Raw genomic sequence first — 17302 nt, 5'->3', positions numbered from 1 at the left:
ATTGCTTATATGGCAGGCTCTTCTATCAGTTTGCCCTGCACATACCTGTGGAGTATGTGCCTGTCATCGCCTACATATATGAATCTTTCGAGCCTCTGCTCAAGTGTGTAGCCAAATCTGTTCAGCTCGGAATCGTCTATTATGAGGGCATCGAAATCATATCCCTTCTCAAAGCTCCCCACCATGCCAAAGAAGCTACCTCCGCCCTTTGTGGCCATGTAGAACGCCTCAGAATTCGAAAGAAATGCCGTCTGTTTTCCGGAATCAGCCCACAGCAGCTTCGAAATCTGTATCGCATATACCATAGTCTTGAATATTGAGCATGTGTGTCCTCCGCTTATGTCTGAGCCAAGGGCCACTCGTATGCCGGCATCCAGAAAATTTCTAACAGGCATCATGCCGCTGCCCACATTCATATTCGAGGTAGGGCAATGGACAGCAATGACGCCCCTCGAACGCATGAGAGACATCTCCTGCTCGTCTGAATAGACGCAGTGGGCCATGAGCGTAGGAGTCTGGCCGAAAAGCCCGTACCTGTCGTAAACTTCCCCGTAGAAGCTTGAATCCGCATGCAGCTCTTTTACCCACTCGATTTCGCCCCTGTTCTCTGAAAGGTGCGACTGCACGGGAGTGCCGTATTGTGTGGCCAGCTTGCCAAGCCCATCAAGCAAATGATCGCTGCAGCTTGGTACAAAGCGGGGCGTTATTATAGGCTTTACAAGGCTGTCTTTGTTGGCCATGGCTTCAAGCAGCTCCCGGGTGTCTGCGAGCGAGCCTTCGGCAGATTCACGTATGGAATCAGGGCAGTTGCGGTCCATATTGACCTTGCCCACGTATGCGCCAAGGCCCGCATTCTCGAAGAGTTCCATAAGCTGCAGGGCTGCGCTCTTGTGGACTGTAGAATACACTGCTATTCTTGTTGTGCCCTGCTTCCATATCTCGCGTACGAATTCTGAATAGACGCTGTGGGCGTATTCCTCATCTTTGAACCTTGACTCCTCAGGGAATGTATAATTGTCAAGCCAGGGAAGCAGCTCCTTGTCCATTGCCATGCCAAGATTTCTAAACTGTGGGGCATGGCAGTGAAGGTCATTCATGCCGGGAATTATGAGTTTGTCGCTGTAGTCGGTTATTTCAATTCCTGAGTACATACTTGGAAGCGACTTGTATACGCCCTCCACACAGCCGTCTTGTATCACTATGAATCCCTGCTCTGTTATCATAAATTCCTCGGGGGTTGGCGTGAATATTATGTTGCCTTTAATTATTTTTATTGAATTTGATGTAGTCATCGAAATTTCTCCTTTAAACTTTAGCTGAAGATTACAATGCTGCTTGATAGGGTATAAATTTAAGGTTTGTATTTATATAAATAATATACCACAGAATCGATATTAACCTTCACATTGTGAAAAAACATGAAAAATTGCATAAAAAAAATAAATGGTATGGTATTATTTTATATGATAGTACAATTCTGTCAAAGTTAGTACATATGAGTGACTGAAAACACTTGAAAAAGCTGTGATTTGAGCATAAAGGAAGGGCTTGCGATGGATATCGATTTGAAATACATAGAGGAGCTTCAGGAACAGAAGGCCATGACCTGGCTTTTGGGAGAGGTCATAAAAATTTCTTCCAGCCTGGATTCGTTCATAGGTCTCATGGAGGTCACAACAGACATGTTAATGGGTGTCATGGGTCTTGACACGTGCACAATCTGGATGAAAAGCGACGACGGCTTTAAGTCATACTCAAGGGGCATACAAAATGAGAATAGATTTTTAGCTGAAGAATCGAGCGATTTCCCAACGCATATAATACACGTCAAAGACACCTGCGTATTCGACAGCAACGGCGAGAGTCATTGGTTCATACAGGGCAGGAATACAAAGTCAGTGCTCATTTCGCCGCTGAATGACTTCAAGAACAAAGAAAGGGTGGGAGTCATAATAGCGGAGCACAGCTCGGAAGACTATTTTACGAATTCCAAAATAGACTTTTTCGGCTCGCTCTCAATTCAAATATCAATAGCGTCTGAGAATGCAAAGCACTTTGAAGAAGAGAGAAGGAAAGCTCAGGAAGAAGTGAGGCAGAAGAACGAGCAGATAGTGGAAAGCGTCCAATATGCAAGCGTGATACAAAACTCACTGCTGCCTGATGTGTCTTTCATAAAAAAACATGCAGCCGACGCTTTTGCTATATGGAAGCCCAAGGACATAGTGGGTGGCGACTTTTACTGGTTTGCGCCGACACAAAAGGGCTTTTGCACTGCAGTCATGGACTGCACAGGACACGGAGTTGCAGGAGCCTTTATGACAATAGCCCTGAACCAGATGCTTTCAGGAGCTTTCGAGGATTCAAGCCACGAGAGCGCAAGCGAAATACTCGACAAAATCAATACAATGGTAAAGGACACATTTTACAAATTCAACAAGTTTGACGGTTTTCATGCAGGGCTCGACATGGGGCTGTGTATATTCGACCAGGATTCAAGGCGGCTTGTATACTCAGGGGCTCGCATGTCTCTTTTCACACACAGCCAGGGAGTCACAAGGGAGCTCAGGGGAGCAAGCAAAAGCCTTGGTTATAGCGATGAAAGAAGGAAAAAATGTCACGCGTTCGAGGATAAGGTGATTGAATATCTGCCGGGAGACTCATTTTACATAACAACAGACGGCTTTTTAGACCAGAACGGCTATGAAGACATATATCCATTTGGCGCCGAGAGATTCGCTGAAGCGATAGACACCGTGGCAAAATACGACTTTGAAAAGCAAAGAAGTGAGCTTATAAAGCGTTTTTCAGCGCACAAGGGCAGCGTAGAGCAGCGTGATGATGTAACGGTGCTGGCAGTAAAGCCATTATAACAAGCGCGGGATACGCTCGAAATACTATTGGAGGAGCATAACTTATGATAAAAGAAAAGATGAACTCAATGGTCAAGGAACTGAGTGAAAGTGGAGTAGTCATAAGCTTTAACGGCTCATTCACCCAGAATATAATCGAAGACATAGGCGAAGCCATAAAAAAATACATAGAAAAAGACATGAGCGGGCAGGAAGATAATGAAAGTGTCAGCTACAACGTATTTTCAATATATATTGAGCAGTCTCAAAACATCAAAAATTACATACAAAAAAAATTAGAGTGCGAAAGCAACTTGGAATTTTTCAAGGCGGCTTTTGAAAGCATAATCGTAATAGGCAAGGAGGAGGGTGGCTACTATGTATGCTCTGGTAATGTGCTGAGCAACGAGGACAGAAACATGTTAAAGGACAGCATAGACCATATCAATTCCCTTGATAAATCGGAACTCAAAAAGCTATACAAGGAAAAACTGAGATCCGAAAACTGTGACGGCTCGGGAGCAGGACTAGGACTTATAGAGATGGCGAGAAGATCAAGCAGCAAGCTCGAATATATGTTCATAGAAAGGGACGAAAAATATTCTTTCTTTACGTTGAAGGCGGTAGTGTCATAGGAGATGTGAAAAATAGATATGAAGGTGAATAATATGAGTGAAAGCACAAGAGCCCTTTTCAGGGAAGAGCTTGAAAAGCTGGAAACGGCGAAAAAAATCTGCAGCGACCATAAAAACCGTAAAAATGAGCTGATAGAGGAGTTCGAGGAGCTGGTTGCCGTTTTCGAGCGCAACCTCAAGACCACCATAAAGCTCACAAGCATAAGTGACGGACAGCAGGTTTATCTGAAAGAAGTTCAATCGGAGCTGGCGAGGGAGATAGACGAGCGAAGGCGCCAGCAGGAGCTGCTTGAATATTACGCATTCACAGACATGATGACTGGAGTGCCCAACAGAAGAACAGGGTTCATGGCTCTTGACAGAGAGCTCAAGAGACTGCAAAATAATGAGGACACATATTTTTCGATATGCTTCATAGACATAGACGGGCTCAAGACTATAAATGACGGCTATGGGCATGTCGAAGGTGACTTCATAATAAAGACGATTGCAGATATAATACGGGATTCCATAGAAGCATCCGATGTTGTAAGCAGAATAGGGGGCGACGAGTTTTTGCTCCTTATGCCCGAGCGCACAGAGCAGGATGTAGAAGCTGTGATGAAGCAGATATTGAAAAAAATCGAGAGCTTTAAAAACAGCCAGACAAAACCATACGCTGTAGATTTCAGCTATGGAATAATGGAGATTAACCGGGAACTTGGCATGGACTGCATGGACAAGATTATAAGCGCAGCCGACAGCCTTATGTATAAAAACAAGACCCTCAAGAGGGAAATCGGCTTGTGCGAATAAAACTATAAGCGGAGGAATATATGTTTGACATTTGCATAGAAAAAACAAAGTCATCGCCTGAAGTGAGCTTTGAGAGTGAACTAAACAGGTTGAATATAAAGGGAGAATCATATCCTGAGAATGCATTCAAATTCTATGAGCCGCTATTTGGCTGGATGGATGAATATTTCAAATCTGAATCCAGAAAACTTCAGGTGGACATAGGACTTGTATACCTCAACACGAGCAGCATAAAATGTATAATGGACTTAATATACAGGCTTGAGCAGGAATCCTGCAAGGGACATGACATAGCGGTCAACTGGCATTACGACAAAAGAAACAGGAACATAAAGGAGTGCGGAATTGAGCTGCAGGAAGACCTCGAATCTGATATGACATTCAACATAATAGAGCAGGCATAGCCTAGGCATAATAATGCCTTTTTATATAATGCCGTTACTGGCTCTTGAGGAATTAAAGCCGCACCAAATACGGCTTTAATTCCTCAAGAGCTATTTGTTTTTGAAAAGATTTATCCCCGAGATAAGCATGAATATCTCGGCAAGCAGAATATAAATATTGAGCCCGGAAGGATATGCAAGGTATTTTGGCTGCCATTCAGGGCCGAATTTCTCTTTGTATTTTCTGAGTCCGGAGAACCTGTAAATGCTGCCGCCGTATCTGTATGCGAAGCTTGCAAGTCTCTCCTCGCGCATTGAATAAGGGCTTTGGCCCACGTTGGAAAGCGGCGACATGCCAAGATTGAACTGGCGGTAGCCGTTTTGTCTTGCCCAGTCCATTGTGCTGACAAAAAGCATGTCCATTATGCCGTTGGGAGCATCACCACCAAAGCGCATCAGATCAACAGAAATAGCGGATTTGTCATACAGCGGCATTATGCTTGCAAATGCCAGAGTCCTTCCGCTTGCATCCTTTATTGTGGCAATAGGACTGAGGCTGAGATAGTGCTCATCAAACCAGCCAAGGGAGAATTTCTTTTCCCTTTTCCCGGCGAGCCATTGCTTGCTTATGAGATCTAGCTCTTTTATTAAAGCCTTGTCAAAAGGAGGATGCATGATTTCAAAGTTCAGCCCATCCTTTTCAAATCTATTCATGGCGAGGCGCAAATCGTGTTTTTTCTTGCCTGATAGGCTAAAGTTGACTATGTCTATAACCGCCTCCTCACCCATCTTGAAAAATGTGTATCCATAGTCGTGATATACGTGCAGGAATTCATGCGAGACCTCGTAGAATACCACCTTGAGTCCATACACATCCATGAAACTCATGAACTCGAGCAGGGCGCCCCCAAAACGGCTCCTTTCGCCTATCGGATCGCCAAGTACTATCACCTTGTCTCGTATCCGTGAGTAGCCGATTACTACACTTTCCTCCTGAGCAAAGAAGAGTTTCTTGTCTCCAAGGAAAAAGAGATGGGTCATGATATTTCCAGGATGTATTTCCAAGAATTTACGGAGGCGCTCATAGTCGCCTTCTGATGGACTTTCAATGGGGAGCTTTTCAAAGTATACAAGCTGCAGCATGCCAAGTATTAGCCACGATGACATAAATCCGTAGGCTATATTTTGCCAGAATGCATTGGAGCTAGTATACAGGAGATTGCCAACGCCCAGATATCTAGCAAAACCCGTATGGACAAGAGCACCTGACTCGCCGTAGAAAAGAGCTATACAAAGCGTGATTACAAATGTCTCCGTCAGTGATTTTATGCTGAATGTGGCGTTCTTCCTGAAAAATGCGTTCTTTGAAACAACCGTAAGCACAGTTATCACTACTAGTATAAATGCCTCCTCGTAGTCAAATCCTTTGATAAACGTGGATATGGCTCCAAGCACAAGGCAAGCCACGGTTATCTTCCATGAAGCTCTTGTCCTGTTTCGTATCCCAAAGGAAAGCACTATCAGCATGAAGCCGAAGACAAGGGATATCCTATTTGACATTTGTAGGACTGGCAGTGAAAGCAAATCCTTCATCAGTCTCAATCTCTCGACGACCGGTGGAGTGTGTGAGGATACGATAAGTACCAAACCGGAGAAAAATACGAGTGCTGCAAGCGAATGTACACCGAGTTCTTCTATGAATGGAGGAAGCTTGATTTTAAGCTTCGACTGCTTTATCAGGAATTCGTCGACTGCAATAAAGCCAGATATAACCCACGGTATTATATAATAAAATATTCGGTATACTATGAGGGCGGCGCTTGCGCTGTCTATATCCATGCCCATGGTTTTGAGTCCAAATAGGACTACCATGTCAAAGGAGCCAAGCCCGCCAGGGACCATGCTCGCAATGCCCACGGAAACGCCAATGGCGTATACAGCTATTATCGCAGAGTAGGAAGGCGCCGACTGGAAGTGGCCTATTACAAAAACAAAAAAAAGTGCGGCGGCTGACCATTCCACAAACGACGCGGCAAGCAGCTGCAGCCTGAATTTCATATGATCGCTGTCATCTCCCGAAGCATTCAGGATTTTCCTCACGGCCCTGAAGCGGGGCACAAATAGGTATGCAGGAAGATATAGGGCGAAGCCATAGACTATAGCACTGTATACCAGACCCTGCCTTGTCCAAAAGCCTACATCGTATCCTCCGAAAAGGCCTATAACAAATAGGCACGAAAGACCGGTGACATTTGCAATGGCAAGCACAAGAGAGCCGCTGAGTATCTTCGAATTGTCAACGCTCGCATTCCTGAAAAAAAGATTCCTTAGGCCGACACCCACTGCGCCTCCAAATCCTATGAAGTTGTTCATGCAATTTGTTATCCATGAAAGCTTAAAGAGCCTCAAGGGTTTTATGTCAGCCTGCAGATGGCTTCTCAGCGTGAAGTCGTAAAGCGTCGTGAATGAAACGGCTGCAAGACCAAGCATAAAGAAGGCCAGAATCTGCGCCGAAGGTATGCTTCTAAACAGGAGCACTGTTTTGGCATAGTCTATGCTTGCTATCTCACTTTTTAGCTTTGTAAAAAGTACTGCAACGAAGACAACTGAAATAATATATTTAAGATACTTGCGGTATTGTGTGTTCCAGAAGCCGTTTGTTTTTTTACTGCTAGTATCCAGCATGCATAACCTCCGTGAAAATCAATTATTAAACCAGGTATTTAAACAATCCTATAAAATGAAGCGTGCTGCCTGCGAGCACAAAGGAGTGCCAAATGGCGTGGCTGTAAGGTATCCTCTTGGCCGCATAAAAAATCGTGCCCAGGGTGTATACAATTCCGCCGGCCAGCAGCCATTTGAAAAAGCCAACCGGTACTGTCTGCAGCATTGGTTTTACTGCTATTACGACAATCCACCCCATGGCTATGTATATGGCCAGCGAAACCACCTTGAGGCGGTCCATTTTTTTATATGTGCAAATCTTGAATACAATCCCCAAAACAGCTATTATCCATACGCTTGACAGTATTCCGATTCGCCAAGCGCCCTCGAGCGTAAGCAGCGCTACAGGAGTGTATGTGCCTGCTATGAACAGGTATATCGAAGAGTGGTCGAACACCCTGAAAAGCCGCTTTAGTTTCTCTTTCCGGAAGCTGTGGTAAAGCGTTGACGAGAGGTAAAGCAGTATTGAGCATAAGCCGTATATGCTGAATGCGACTATCGAAACCGCGCTCTTTTGCCATATGGAGTATATGAGAAGTATGGTGAGGGCGACAACGCTAAATAGCACTCCTATTCCGTGCGTGATGCTGTTTGCTATTTCCTCTCTTGTGGAGTAATCCATAATATCACCTCATTCACAAATTTTTTTCCCTATACTATTAATGATATCAGATATTTTTGGATAATGCAGGCGAATATATTACTGGTATCTGCAGACTAGATACGAATAATAGTTTACTCTTCATGATTTTTTTGTGATACAATAGATTAGTTGACCGCATAATATGCGATAAGTGTGCAGGAATCGGCGCACGTTTGTTATATTTTGAAAGAGAACAAGGTCGAAATAACATATAAAAGAGGTAATTAAAATAATGAAATTGGATTTTAAAGCGCTTGGCATAGGTGCCGAGCTTAATGAAGCACTTTTGCAAAATGGAATCACAGAGCCCATGCCTGTTCAGGAACAGGCAATACCGGCAATACTACAAAGCGACGACGTTATAGCGCAGGCGCAGACAGGAACAGGAAAGACGCTTGCATTTTTGCTGCCAATAATGGAGATGACAGACACGCAAAGCCATGATGTGCAATCTCTTATAGTTGCGCCAACACGTGAGCTTGCAATACAGATAACAGCAGAGGCAAAGAAGCTGGCGGAGGCCAGAGGGGTAAGCATACTTTCCGTTTACGGAGGGCAAGACGTCGAGCAGCAGCTTAGAAAGCTCAAAAATGGGGTCCACATGGTGATAGCAACTCCAGGAAGACTGCTTGACCACATAAGAAGGAAAAGCATAAATCTTAAAAAGCTCAGGATGCTTGTGCTCGACGAGGCGGATGAGATGCTCAACATGGGATTCCTAAGCGACGTTGAAGCAGTCATTCACCAGACGCCAAAGGACAGGCAGACGCTTCTTTTCTCAGCTACAATGCCAAAGGACATACGTGCTCTAGCTTCTAGATATATGAACTCTCCGGCTCACATAAAGGTCCAGGGAAGCGGAGTGACACTTGATGGAATAACGCAGCTTGTAGTCGAGACTACAGACAGAGGCAAGCAGGAGGCGCTGTTGAGGATAATCGACGAGCACAAGCCTTTTATGTCGATAATATTCTGCCGCACAAAGCACCGAGCAAAGGCGCTCAACGAGCTGCTCAGCAGCAAAGGCTTCAGCTGCGATGAGCTGCACGGAGACATAACCCAGGCCAAGCGTGAGAAGGTAATGAAAGAGTTCAGGAAAACAAGGCTTCAATTCCTTGTTGCCACGGATGTGGCCGCAAGAGGTCTGGATGTCGAGGGCATGACACATGTATTCAACTACGATATGCCTTTTGACGCCGAAAACTACATCCACAGAATAGGGCGTACTGGCCGTGCGGGACAGACTGGAGTAGCAGTAACGTTTGCAACGCCAAGGGACGCTCAGACACTTGCTCTTATCGAAAACGAGATAAAAATGGTCATCAAAAAGCGCAGAATGACTGACGATAAAGATATGAATTCGAAGAAAAAGGGTTCAGGCGCAAGGGGCGAAGCTTTTGTAAAGCGCGAAGGCCATAAGGAAAGGCACGGCGAATCAGGCCCGAGGGGTGGCAGAAGAGGCGGCCAGGGTGAGTCGTCCAGATTCGGCAAACCGGCAAAGAAAGAAGGCGGCTTCAATGCGAGAAGCGCTTCAGGCAAAAGCGGTGCTAATCCAAGGGGAGCAAATGCTTCGAGAGAAGCAGGACCTTCAAGAGGAGCAAGCTCGTCAAGAGGACAGGGCTCTTCAAGAGGCAGACAAGGTTCTTCAAGAGGAAGACAGGGCAGGTAACAATTGCAATGTGGACTCAAAAATCCGCAGAGTACGCAGAGTAAGTAAAGGAATTTAATATATGAACATTTCGAGGCTCCTTTAGCAAACCGGAACAAATGCCGGATGCGTAAGGAGCCTTTTGCTATATAATCTATAAAACGATTGTTTCCATTGCTGGAGTGGGTATCATATCCAAAAGCGAATTAAAGGAGACATGTATGACAATGGAACTCAGAAAAACAATAGATATAGCTTGCGCAAGGGAGAAGGCGCAGCTGGTGCTCAAAAACTGCAAAATAGTATGCGTGTTTACGGGGGATATAATAGAAGGCGACATAGCAGTTGAAAACGGATATATCGCAGGTGTTGGAACCTATGAAGGCAGCAAGGAGCTTGACATGAAGGGCATGTACGTATCGCCCGGCCTGATAGACAGTCATGTGCACATAGATAAGCCAATTGACGGCCACAGCCCGGGACTGACCGGCAACGCTCTGAGCGCATATGCAGCGGCCGGGGTAAGGACTGACCACGAGTGCTCAAGCACAGACGAGATGAGAGAAAGGCTCAGGCTGGGAATGTATGTCCACATAAGGGAGGGCTCCGCGGCCAGGAACCTCGAGGCGCTTCTAGAGGGTGTAACACTGCGCAACAGCTCAAGATGCACCTTCTGTACGGACGACAAGCACCCGCATGAGCTGCTCGAAGAAGGTCACATAGACAGCATAATAAGAAAAGCTGTGAAACGGGGGTTGGATGTCGTGGACGCGATAAGGATGGCCACAATAAATCCAGCCCTGTGCTATGGCCTTAAGAATACGGGTGCGATAGCCCCCGGCTATAAGGCAGATATGGTGGTATTTGCTGATTTGAAGGATTTCAGGCCGAACATGGTATTCAAGGATGGAAGGCTTGCAGCAAGGGACGGCGTGCCGCTGTTTGAAGTCAAGCCTGGAACAAGTGAGTGCATGAAGGCTAGGATGGACATAAAGGCCTTTACCCCCGAAGACATGCAGCGGAGGCTTGACAATCTGCTCGGGAGGAAGGGTGATTAAGACTCTTCCCCTTCCAGTTGCAGGCTTGATGTCAGACAGAGGAATACGCGAAGTCGCAGCTGACCTTAGAGAGATGCTTAAGATTTGCAGGGAGCACGGCGTGCAAGAGGGCATGGATCCGTTCATGACGCTTTCATTTCTGTCGCTGCCCGTAATACCGGAGCTTAAGCTTACAGCAAGAGGCCTCTTTGACGTGTCGAGATTTGAATTCACATCAGTTGAAGACTAAGCCGCGAACTCTTGTGACTTTAGTAATTAAAGCTACCATATTTGACAATCTCAAAAGCTTTTGCCATGTAGAGGCTTTTCGACCAGCAATGAATTTTTGGGATGATTAGAAAGGCAGGGATTGGATTGAGAGAAATACTTGAAAATATTTCATCTGTAATAGGCCTGACAGCCATGGCCATAATAATCTGGGGAGTAGTAGTTGCAGTGTCAGGATTTTTGAAAAATGAAATCGCCAGAAATACACCCGAGGACAATTTCAAAACAAGAAAGGAGATACGCCAGAACCTGGGAGGCTATCTGCTGCTGGGCCTTGAGGTGCTAATAGCTGCCGACATCATAGAGACCGTAGCAAATCCTACGACACAGGAAGTCCTCATACTTGCAAGCATAGTAGTAATGAGGACATTCATAAGCTACTTCCTTGATAAGGAAATAAAAGAATTGAAATAATTTTTACTCATAAATATTCACCGCAGATGTATAACTCAGACACACAACCATTGGGGATGCATTGCTGTATGCATATATACATGTTTAAAATGACATTATATTCATAATTCAATTGCGTCAAGTGGCAGGACGTCAATAAATGTAAACATAAGTATGTAAAATTGTTAAAAAATTTGATATCATTAAACTGAGGGAAATCGTTAAAAAAATAGCTATACATGACAAGAACAGGGATGAAAATACCTTAAAACGAGGTGGAAAAATGATTCAGGAGACTATGTACATAGTAGAAGAAAAGTGCACAGGCTGCAACAAATGCATAGCCGTATGCCCGGTGCATGAAGCCAACATAGCATATTTTGACGAAAATCATCAAAACAAGGTCAAAGTGAATCAGGAACAGTGCATCAACTGCGGCTCATGCATGAAGGCATGTACACACGATGCGAGGGTGTATGACGACGATACGGAAAGATTCTTCAGCGATCTCAAGGCAGGCAAGCCAATATCAGTAATGGTTGCACCGGCCATAAGGGTCAACATGCCGGAGTACAGGCAAACGTTTGCATGGCTAAAAAGCCTGGGAGCCAGGGGAATATACGATGTAAGCTTCGGCGCTGACATAACCTCTTATGTGCATCTTAAGCTCTACACGGAAAAAAACGTAAAGACACTTCTATCGCAGCCATGCCCCGCAATAGTCAATTTCATAGAAAAGCACCACCACGAGCTGCTGGAACATCTGTCGCCTGTACACAGCCCTATGAGCTGTATGGCGATATACCTTAAAAAATATAGAAGCTGCAGCGACAGGATTGCATTTTTAAGCCCCTGCATTGCAAAAATAAATGAAATACGCGACTCCAGGGGTCTCATAGAATACAACGTAACCTTCGGCAGGCTGGCTGAATACATAAAGCGCAACAACATAAACATCGGAAGATATGAAAAGAAGGATTGGGACAACGTCTCGCCTTCGCTGGGCGTTCTCTACTCCATGCAGGGAGGCCTAAGGGAGAACATAGAGGCGGAGGTAGAGGACGCCTGGATAAAGCAGATAGAGGGAATAGGACACGTTTATGGCTATCTGAAGGACTACTGCAGGAACATAAAGCTGGGCCGACCGGTGCCTTTGCTTGTGGACGCGCTCAACTGCGAATACGGCTGCAACAAGGGAACTGCAACAGACAATGAGCTCACACTTGACGAGATGGACTACATATTCAAGGAATTAAAGCGCAGCAAGATGAAGGCTGTCAAAAAGAGCCCGGGGCTGTTTGGCAAAGGGAAATTCAAAAATCCACTCTATAACGGCTTTGAAAAGGAGCTTTCGTATCAGGATTTCCTTAGGACATACAGCAAGAAATCTGTAAGGATATACGGCGAGCCATCAGCTGAAGAGTACGACAGAGCATACGAACTCATGCTAAAGGACGGCGAAGCCGACAGAAAGATTGACTGCAATGCCTGCGGCTACGGAAAATGCCGTGAGATGGCAAAGGCCGTGCATTACGGACTAAATGTACCTCAAAACTGCATATCCTTCAACAAGAGGGCAGTAGACCTCGAAAAAGAGCTGAACCACAAGCAGGATGAGCTCCTGGCGACAATGACAGAAATAGAGCAGCTAAACATTGAAAAGGAGGCCAGCTACAATAGCCTCAAAGAGAATGTTAATTTTATAATTGACTCTATAAACGAGGTTTACAAGGGCAATGAAGACATATCGGAGAATGTTGAGACAATCTCGCTCAAGATAAAGGAGCTGCTTGATTCCGCGAGAATACTCACTTCAGACATGGGCACAATACAGGACAAGATACATGAGTTCATACAAAGCTCCATACAGATAGTAAAGCTTGCTGACCAGACCAACATTGTGGCGCTTAATGCCGCAATTGAGGCCGCCCGCGCAGGCGAGCAAGGCAGAGGGTTTGCTGTCGTGGCAGACGAGGTAAGAAATCTGGCGGGCAGCTCCAAAAAAATAGCATATCAGACTCAAAACGAAGAGAATATAATACTCGAGCATATAGAGGCTGTAAACAAGGTTTCGCAAGAGCTTGAGAGCAAGACGGACATGATAAACAGCGCAGTGCTCAACATAAGCGCGGCGCTTGAGGAGCTTGCAGCCAAGAACCAGGAGATTGCAGACACTGCATCGGCTCTTGTGGAAAAAACTGAATAGAGCAACAGTAGGGAATAAAAAAAAGCGCATGCCATTTGCATATTTACAAGGCATGTGCTTTTTCACATTGAAAGTGGGATATATAATATATCTAAGCAGCTGCTTTGGTGAATATAGGCTTATTTTGGAGGAAAACATGGTCAAGCTTTTAAAATATATAAAGCCCTACTGGAAATCAGCCCTGCTGGCGCCGCTGCTCATGCTTGTCGAGGTGGTGGCAGACCTTTTGCAGCCAAGGCTCCTGGCAAGCATAGTAGACAAAGGGATAGCATCAGGCGACGTGGATTTGATAATCAGAACAGGTGCAGTAATGATAGGGATTGCCATTTTGGGCTTCCTCGGAGGATTGGGCTGCATAGCGGCTTCAAGCCATGCGAGTTTGAATTTTGGAACAGACCTGCGCTCGGCGCTTTACAGGAAGATACAGAGCTTTTCATTTGAAAACATAGACAGCTTCCAGACAGCGACGCTCATAACGAGGCTTACAAACGATGTCACACAGATGCAGAACGTAGTGATGATGTCGCTGAGGATACTTGTCAGGGCACCTCTGCTTGCAGTAGGAGGCCTTGTAATGGCAATAGGCATAAATCCAGGACTCGCTCTCATAATGGGGGTGTCAATTCCGGTGCTGATAATGGCGCTTTCGGCCGTAATAAGAAAGGGTTTTCCGCTGTTTGCAAAGCTTCAGCAGAAGCTGGACAATGTCAACCTCGTTACAAGAGAGAATCTGGTGGGAGTCAGGGTGGTAAAGGCCTTTGTAAGAGGGGCATTTGAGAGAGATAGATTTGCAAATGCAAACGAGGAGCTCGTCGATGTGACGGTAAGGGCATTGAGGCTTATGGCGCTGACCATGCCTCTGATGATGCTCATAATGAACCTCAGCATCGCCGCTGTGCTTTGGTTTGGCGGAATACAGGTAAGGGGCGGAGCAATAAAGGTAGGGGAGATAATGGCTTTCATAAACTACATGACCCTCATACTGTTTTCCCTGTTAATGGTAACCTTCGTGCTCATGATGTTTTCAAGGGCGAAGGCCTCGGCACAGAGAATAAGCGAAGTGCTCGAAACGAGGCAGGACATAGCTGAGATTGAAGGTGCAAGCAACGAGCCGGTATCGGGAGGGGATATAGTTTTTGAAAACGTATCATTCAGGTACGAAGGAGCCAGCGGAGACATGGTACTAAAGAACATATCCTTCGAAATAAAGTCCGGAGAGACGGTGGCAATACTCGGTTCGACAGGCTCGGGCAAGTCCACGCTTGTGAGTCTTATACCGAGGCTTTATGACGTGACGGAGGGCAGTGTTATTGTGGACGGCAGGGACGTGCGCAGCATGCGGCTCGCAGCTCTGCGAGGAGGAATAAGCCTCGTCCTCCAGGAGTCGATACTGTTTTCGGGCACTGTGGAGGAAAATATACGCTGGGGCAGGCGGGATGCCAGCATGGGTGAGGTGATTGAGGCTGCAAAGGCTGCTCAGGCTCACGATTTCATAATGAATTTTGAAAACGGCTATGATACGCTGCTAGGGCAAAGAGGCGTCAACATATCAGGCGGCCAGAAGCAGCGCATATCCATTGCAAGAGCTCTGCTAAAAAAAGCGCCAATACTAATACTCGATGACAGCACAAGCGCCATCGACATGGGGACTGAAGCAAGGCTCCAAAACGCGCTGAGAGCAATGCTCAAGGACACCACCACCATAATAATAGCTCAGAGGGTGAGCTCGGTTATCGACGCCGACAATATATTGCTGCTCGAGGACGGTGAGATAGCTGATCAGGGTACGCATTCCCAGCTTCTTTCAAAGAGCGCCATATATCAGGATATATGCAAGTCTCAGCTTGGCGGGGAGGCGTGCGCAAATGGAGAATAGGCCAATGCAAAGACAGCAGCCAAGATTCGGAGGAGCTCACGGAGCCAGGATTCCGGGAGAAAAGCCAAGGGACAGGAAGGCCGTCATAAAGAGGCTCTGGCCTTACATGTCAAGAAAAAAGGGGGCGCTTGCGGTTTCGGCGCTGCTTGTCGCGCTAAGCTCGTCCTTAATGCTTGCCGGACCCCTCCTGATAGGCATAGCAATCGACAAGTACATAATACCGGGAGACTACGGGGGCCTTCTTGGCATAACATTGCTAATGGCTATGCTATACATCCTGGGAGCGGCAGCAACATGGCTTCAGAACTACGTAATAATAGGCATGGCTCAGGACGCAGTCCGAAATATAAGACTAGATGTCTTTGTCAGGCTTCAGGAGCTGCCGCTGAAATTCTTTGACAGCAGACAGCATGGAGATGTGATGAGCAGGCTGACCAACGATGTTGAAAATATAAGCAGCACACTCAACACGAGCATAACGCAGATAGCATCAAGCGTGCTGATGCTGGCAGGAACAGTAGCCATGATGCTTTATCTGAGCCCCTTGCTGACATTGCTGACACTGACCATAGTGCCGCTGATGCTTTATACGACTGATGCCATAGCCAAAGCGACTAAGGAGCGCTTCCTCGAGCAGCAAAGGGCTATAGGGGAGCTCAACGGCTACATAGAGGAGAGCATATCCGGCATAAAGGCAGTGAAGGTGTTCACACGCGAGAGAGAAGGTCTTGAAGCATTTGAAAAAGGGAACATCAGGCTCAGAGACTGCGCCATACCTGCTCAGATATTCTCAGGAGTAATTCCACCGCTTATGAACCTTCTGAACAATATGGGTTTCGCCATAGTTGCGGGAGCAGGAGGCTACCTGGCGGTGAAGGGAACAATAACCGTGGGAGTCATAGCCAGCTTCATAAACTACTCAAGGCAGTTTTCCAGGCCTCTAAACGAGCTTGCCAATCAGTTCAACACATTCCAGACAGCAATAGCGGGGGCGGAGAGGGTGTTTGAAATAGCGGATGAGCAGCCGGAGCCCGAGGACGCTCCGGACGCAATAAAGCTCGAGCGCGTAAGGGGCGAGGTGACACTCGAGGGGGTGGCGTTTGGATATGAGGAGGGGCAAAGCGTGCTGAGGAACATAAGCATGCACGTGCCGCCAGGGCACTCGGTGGCGCTGGTAGGTCCGACAGGAGCAGGAAAGACGACCATAGTAAACCTGCTAACCCGCTTTTACGATGTCAGCGAGGGCAGAATACTAATAGACGGAATTGACATTAGAAATATAAGCCGCGACAGCCTCAGGTCGTCTCTTGGAATAGTGCTGCAGGACACCTATTTGTTTTCAGGCACGGTAATGGACAACATAAGGTATGGAAGGCTTGATGCGACAGACAAGGAAGTCGAGCTGGCAGCAAGGCTCTCAAACGCTCATTGCTTTATAAGAAGGCTGCCTCAGCGCTATGACACCATCCTCTCGGAGGATGGAAGCAACCTGAGCCAGGGACAAAAGCAGCTCATAGCCATAGCAAGGGCTGTGCTGGCAGACCCGGCAATACTCATACTGGATGAGGCTACAAGCAGCGTGGATACGCGCACGGAGATGCACATACAAGAGGCCATGCTTAAGCTAATGAAGAACAGGACGAGCTTTGTAATAGCCCACAGACTGGGTACAATAAAGAATGCTGACACCATACTAGTGATAAACGGAGGAGAAATAATAGAAAGAGGCAGCCACGAGGAGCTTCTCAGAAAAGGCGGGTTTTATCACGACCTTTACAATAGTCAGTTCAGAAGAGAATAGCAAAATTTGAAAATCAACACAAAA

The 17302-nt window shown here is 46.3% G+C and carries 14 protein-coding genes and 1 pseudogene; 12 read left to right on the top strand and 3 right to left on the bottom strand.

Going from position 1 to position 17302, the window contains the following annotated elements:
• Positions 1-5: 5 nt before the first annotated feature.
• The gene (gene guaD / locus GT589_RS00920) at positions 6-1292 is read right to left on the bottom strand and encodes a guanine deaminase (protein ID WP_293394580.1); all 1287 of its coding nucleotides are present in this window, start codon (positions 1290-1292) and stop codon (positions 6-8) included.
• Positions 1293-1529: 237 nt separating this feature from the next.
• On the opposite strand from guaD, the gene GT589_RS00915 reads away from it, so the two are divergent.
• Genes GT589_RS00915 through GT589_RS00900 form a run of 4 tightly spaced genes read left to right on the top strand, consistent with a single transcriptional unit; the run spans position 1530 to position 4683 of the window.
• A complete protein-coding gene (locus GT589_RS00915; RefSeq protein WP_293394577.1) occupies positions 1530-2870 on the top strand; it encodes a GAF domain-containing SpoIIE family protein phosphatase in 1341 nt (446 codons plus the stop codon).
• A gap of 44 nt (positions 2871-2914) precedes the next feature.
• Complete coding sequence (locus GT589_RS00910; RefSeq protein WP_293394574.1) at positions 2915-3484, top strand: SiaB family protein kinase; 570 nt, start codon at positions 2915-2917, stop codon at positions 3482-3484.
• A gap of 18 nt (positions 3485-3502) precedes the next feature.
• Entirely contained in the window at positions 3503-4279 is a 777-nt protein-coding gene (locus GT589_RS00905) for a GGDEF domain-containing protein (RefSeq protein WP_293394571.1), read from the top strand.
• 20 nt (positions 4280-4299) lie between these two features.
• Complete coding sequence (locus GT589_RS00900) at positions 4300-4683, top strand: DUF1987 domain-containing protein (protein WP_293394568.1); 384 nt, start codon at positions 4300-4302, stop codon at positions 4681-4683.
• Between the two features lie 90 nt (positions 4684-4773).
• On the opposite strand, the gene mprF is transcribed toward GT589_RS00900, so the two are convergent.
• Complete coding sequence (gene mprF / locus GT589_RS00895; protein ID WP_293394565.1) at positions 4774-7347, bottom strand: bifunctional lysylphosphatidylglycerol flippase/synthetase MprF; 2574 nt, start codon at positions 7345-7347, stop codon at positions 4774-4776.
• Between the two features lie 25 nt (positions 7348-7372).
• Positions 7373-8008 (bottom strand): PAQR family membrane homeostasis protein TrhA, encoded by a 636-nt coding sequence (gene trhA / locus GT589_RS00890; RefSeq protein ID WP_293394562.1) that lies wholly within the window; start codon positions 8006-8008, stop codon positions 7373-7375.
• Positions 8009-8261: 253 nt separating this feature from the next.
• Here trhA and GT589_RS00885 point away from each other — a divergent pair, with 253 nt between their 5' ends.
• From GT589_RS00885 to GT589_RS00860, 8 genes and pseudogenes are all read left to right on the top strand, one after another.
• Complete coding sequence (locus GT589_RS00885) at positions 8262-9698, top strand: DEAD/DEAH box helicase (protein WP_293394559.1); 1437 nt, start codon at positions 8262-8264, stop codon at positions 9696-9698.
• A 200-nt stretch (positions 9699-9898) separates the two neighbouring features.
• Positions 9899-10735 carry an amidohydrolase family protein gene (locus GT589_RS00880; RefSeq protein ID WP_330582827.1) on the top strand — a complete coding sequence of 279 codons (837 nt, stop codon included), beginning with the start codon at positions 9899-9901 and terminating at the stop codon, positions 10733-10735.
• The gene (locus GT589_RS10055) at positions 10728-10964 is read left to right on the top strand and encodes an adenine deaminase C-terminal domain-containing protein (RefSeq protein WP_330582826.1); all 237 of its coding nucleotides are present in this window, start codon (positions 10728-10730) and stop codon (positions 10962-10964) included. Before GT589_RS00880 ends, GT589_RS10055 begins: the two co-directional genes overlap by 8 nt.
• Before the next feature lie 101 nt (positions 10965-11065).
• On the top strand, positions 11066-11416 hold the full coding sequence (locus tag GT589_RS00875; RefSeq protein ID WP_293394556.1) for a DUF1622 domain-containing protein: 351 nt from the start codon (positions 11066-11068) through the stop codon (positions 11414-11416).
• Positions 11417-11678: 262 nt separating this feature from the next.
• Positions 11679-12581 (top strand): annotated as a pseudogene (locus GT589_RS10095) ([Fe-Fe] hydrogenase large subunit C-terminal domain-containing protein); the annotation flags it as partial.
• Between the two features lie 45 nt (positions 12582-12626).
• On the top strand, positions 12627-13601 hold the full coding sequence (locus GT589_RS10090; RefSeq protein ID WP_442952073.1) for a methyl-accepting chemotaxis protein: 975 nt from the start codon (positions 12627-12629) through the stop codon (positions 13599-13601).
• Positions 13602-13737: 136 nt separating this feature from the next.
• A complete protein-coding gene (locus GT589_RS00865; RefSeq protein WP_293394550.1) occupies positions 13738-15477 on the top strand; it encodes an ABC transporter ATP-binding protein in 1740 nt (579 codons plus the stop codon).
• Positions 15467-17278 carry an ABC transporter ATP-binding protein gene (locus GT589_RS00860; RefSeq protein WP_293394547.1) on the top strand — a complete coding sequence of 604 codons (1812 nt, stop codon included), beginning with the start codon at positions 15467-15469 and terminating at the stop codon, positions 17276-17278. The genes GT589_RS00865 and GT589_RS00860 overlap by 11 nt, the downstream gene beginning before the upstream one ends.
• Positions 17279-17302: the final 24 nt, after the last annotated feature.

The sequence above is a fragment of the Peptoclostridium sp. genome (assembly GCF_009881055.1).
GTDB lineage: Bacteria > Bacillota > Clostridia > Peptostreptococcales > Peptostreptococcaceae > Peptoclostridium_A.
Note: the sequence above shows the minus strand (reverse complement) of the source record. Positions and strands in the feature narration are given on the sequence as shown.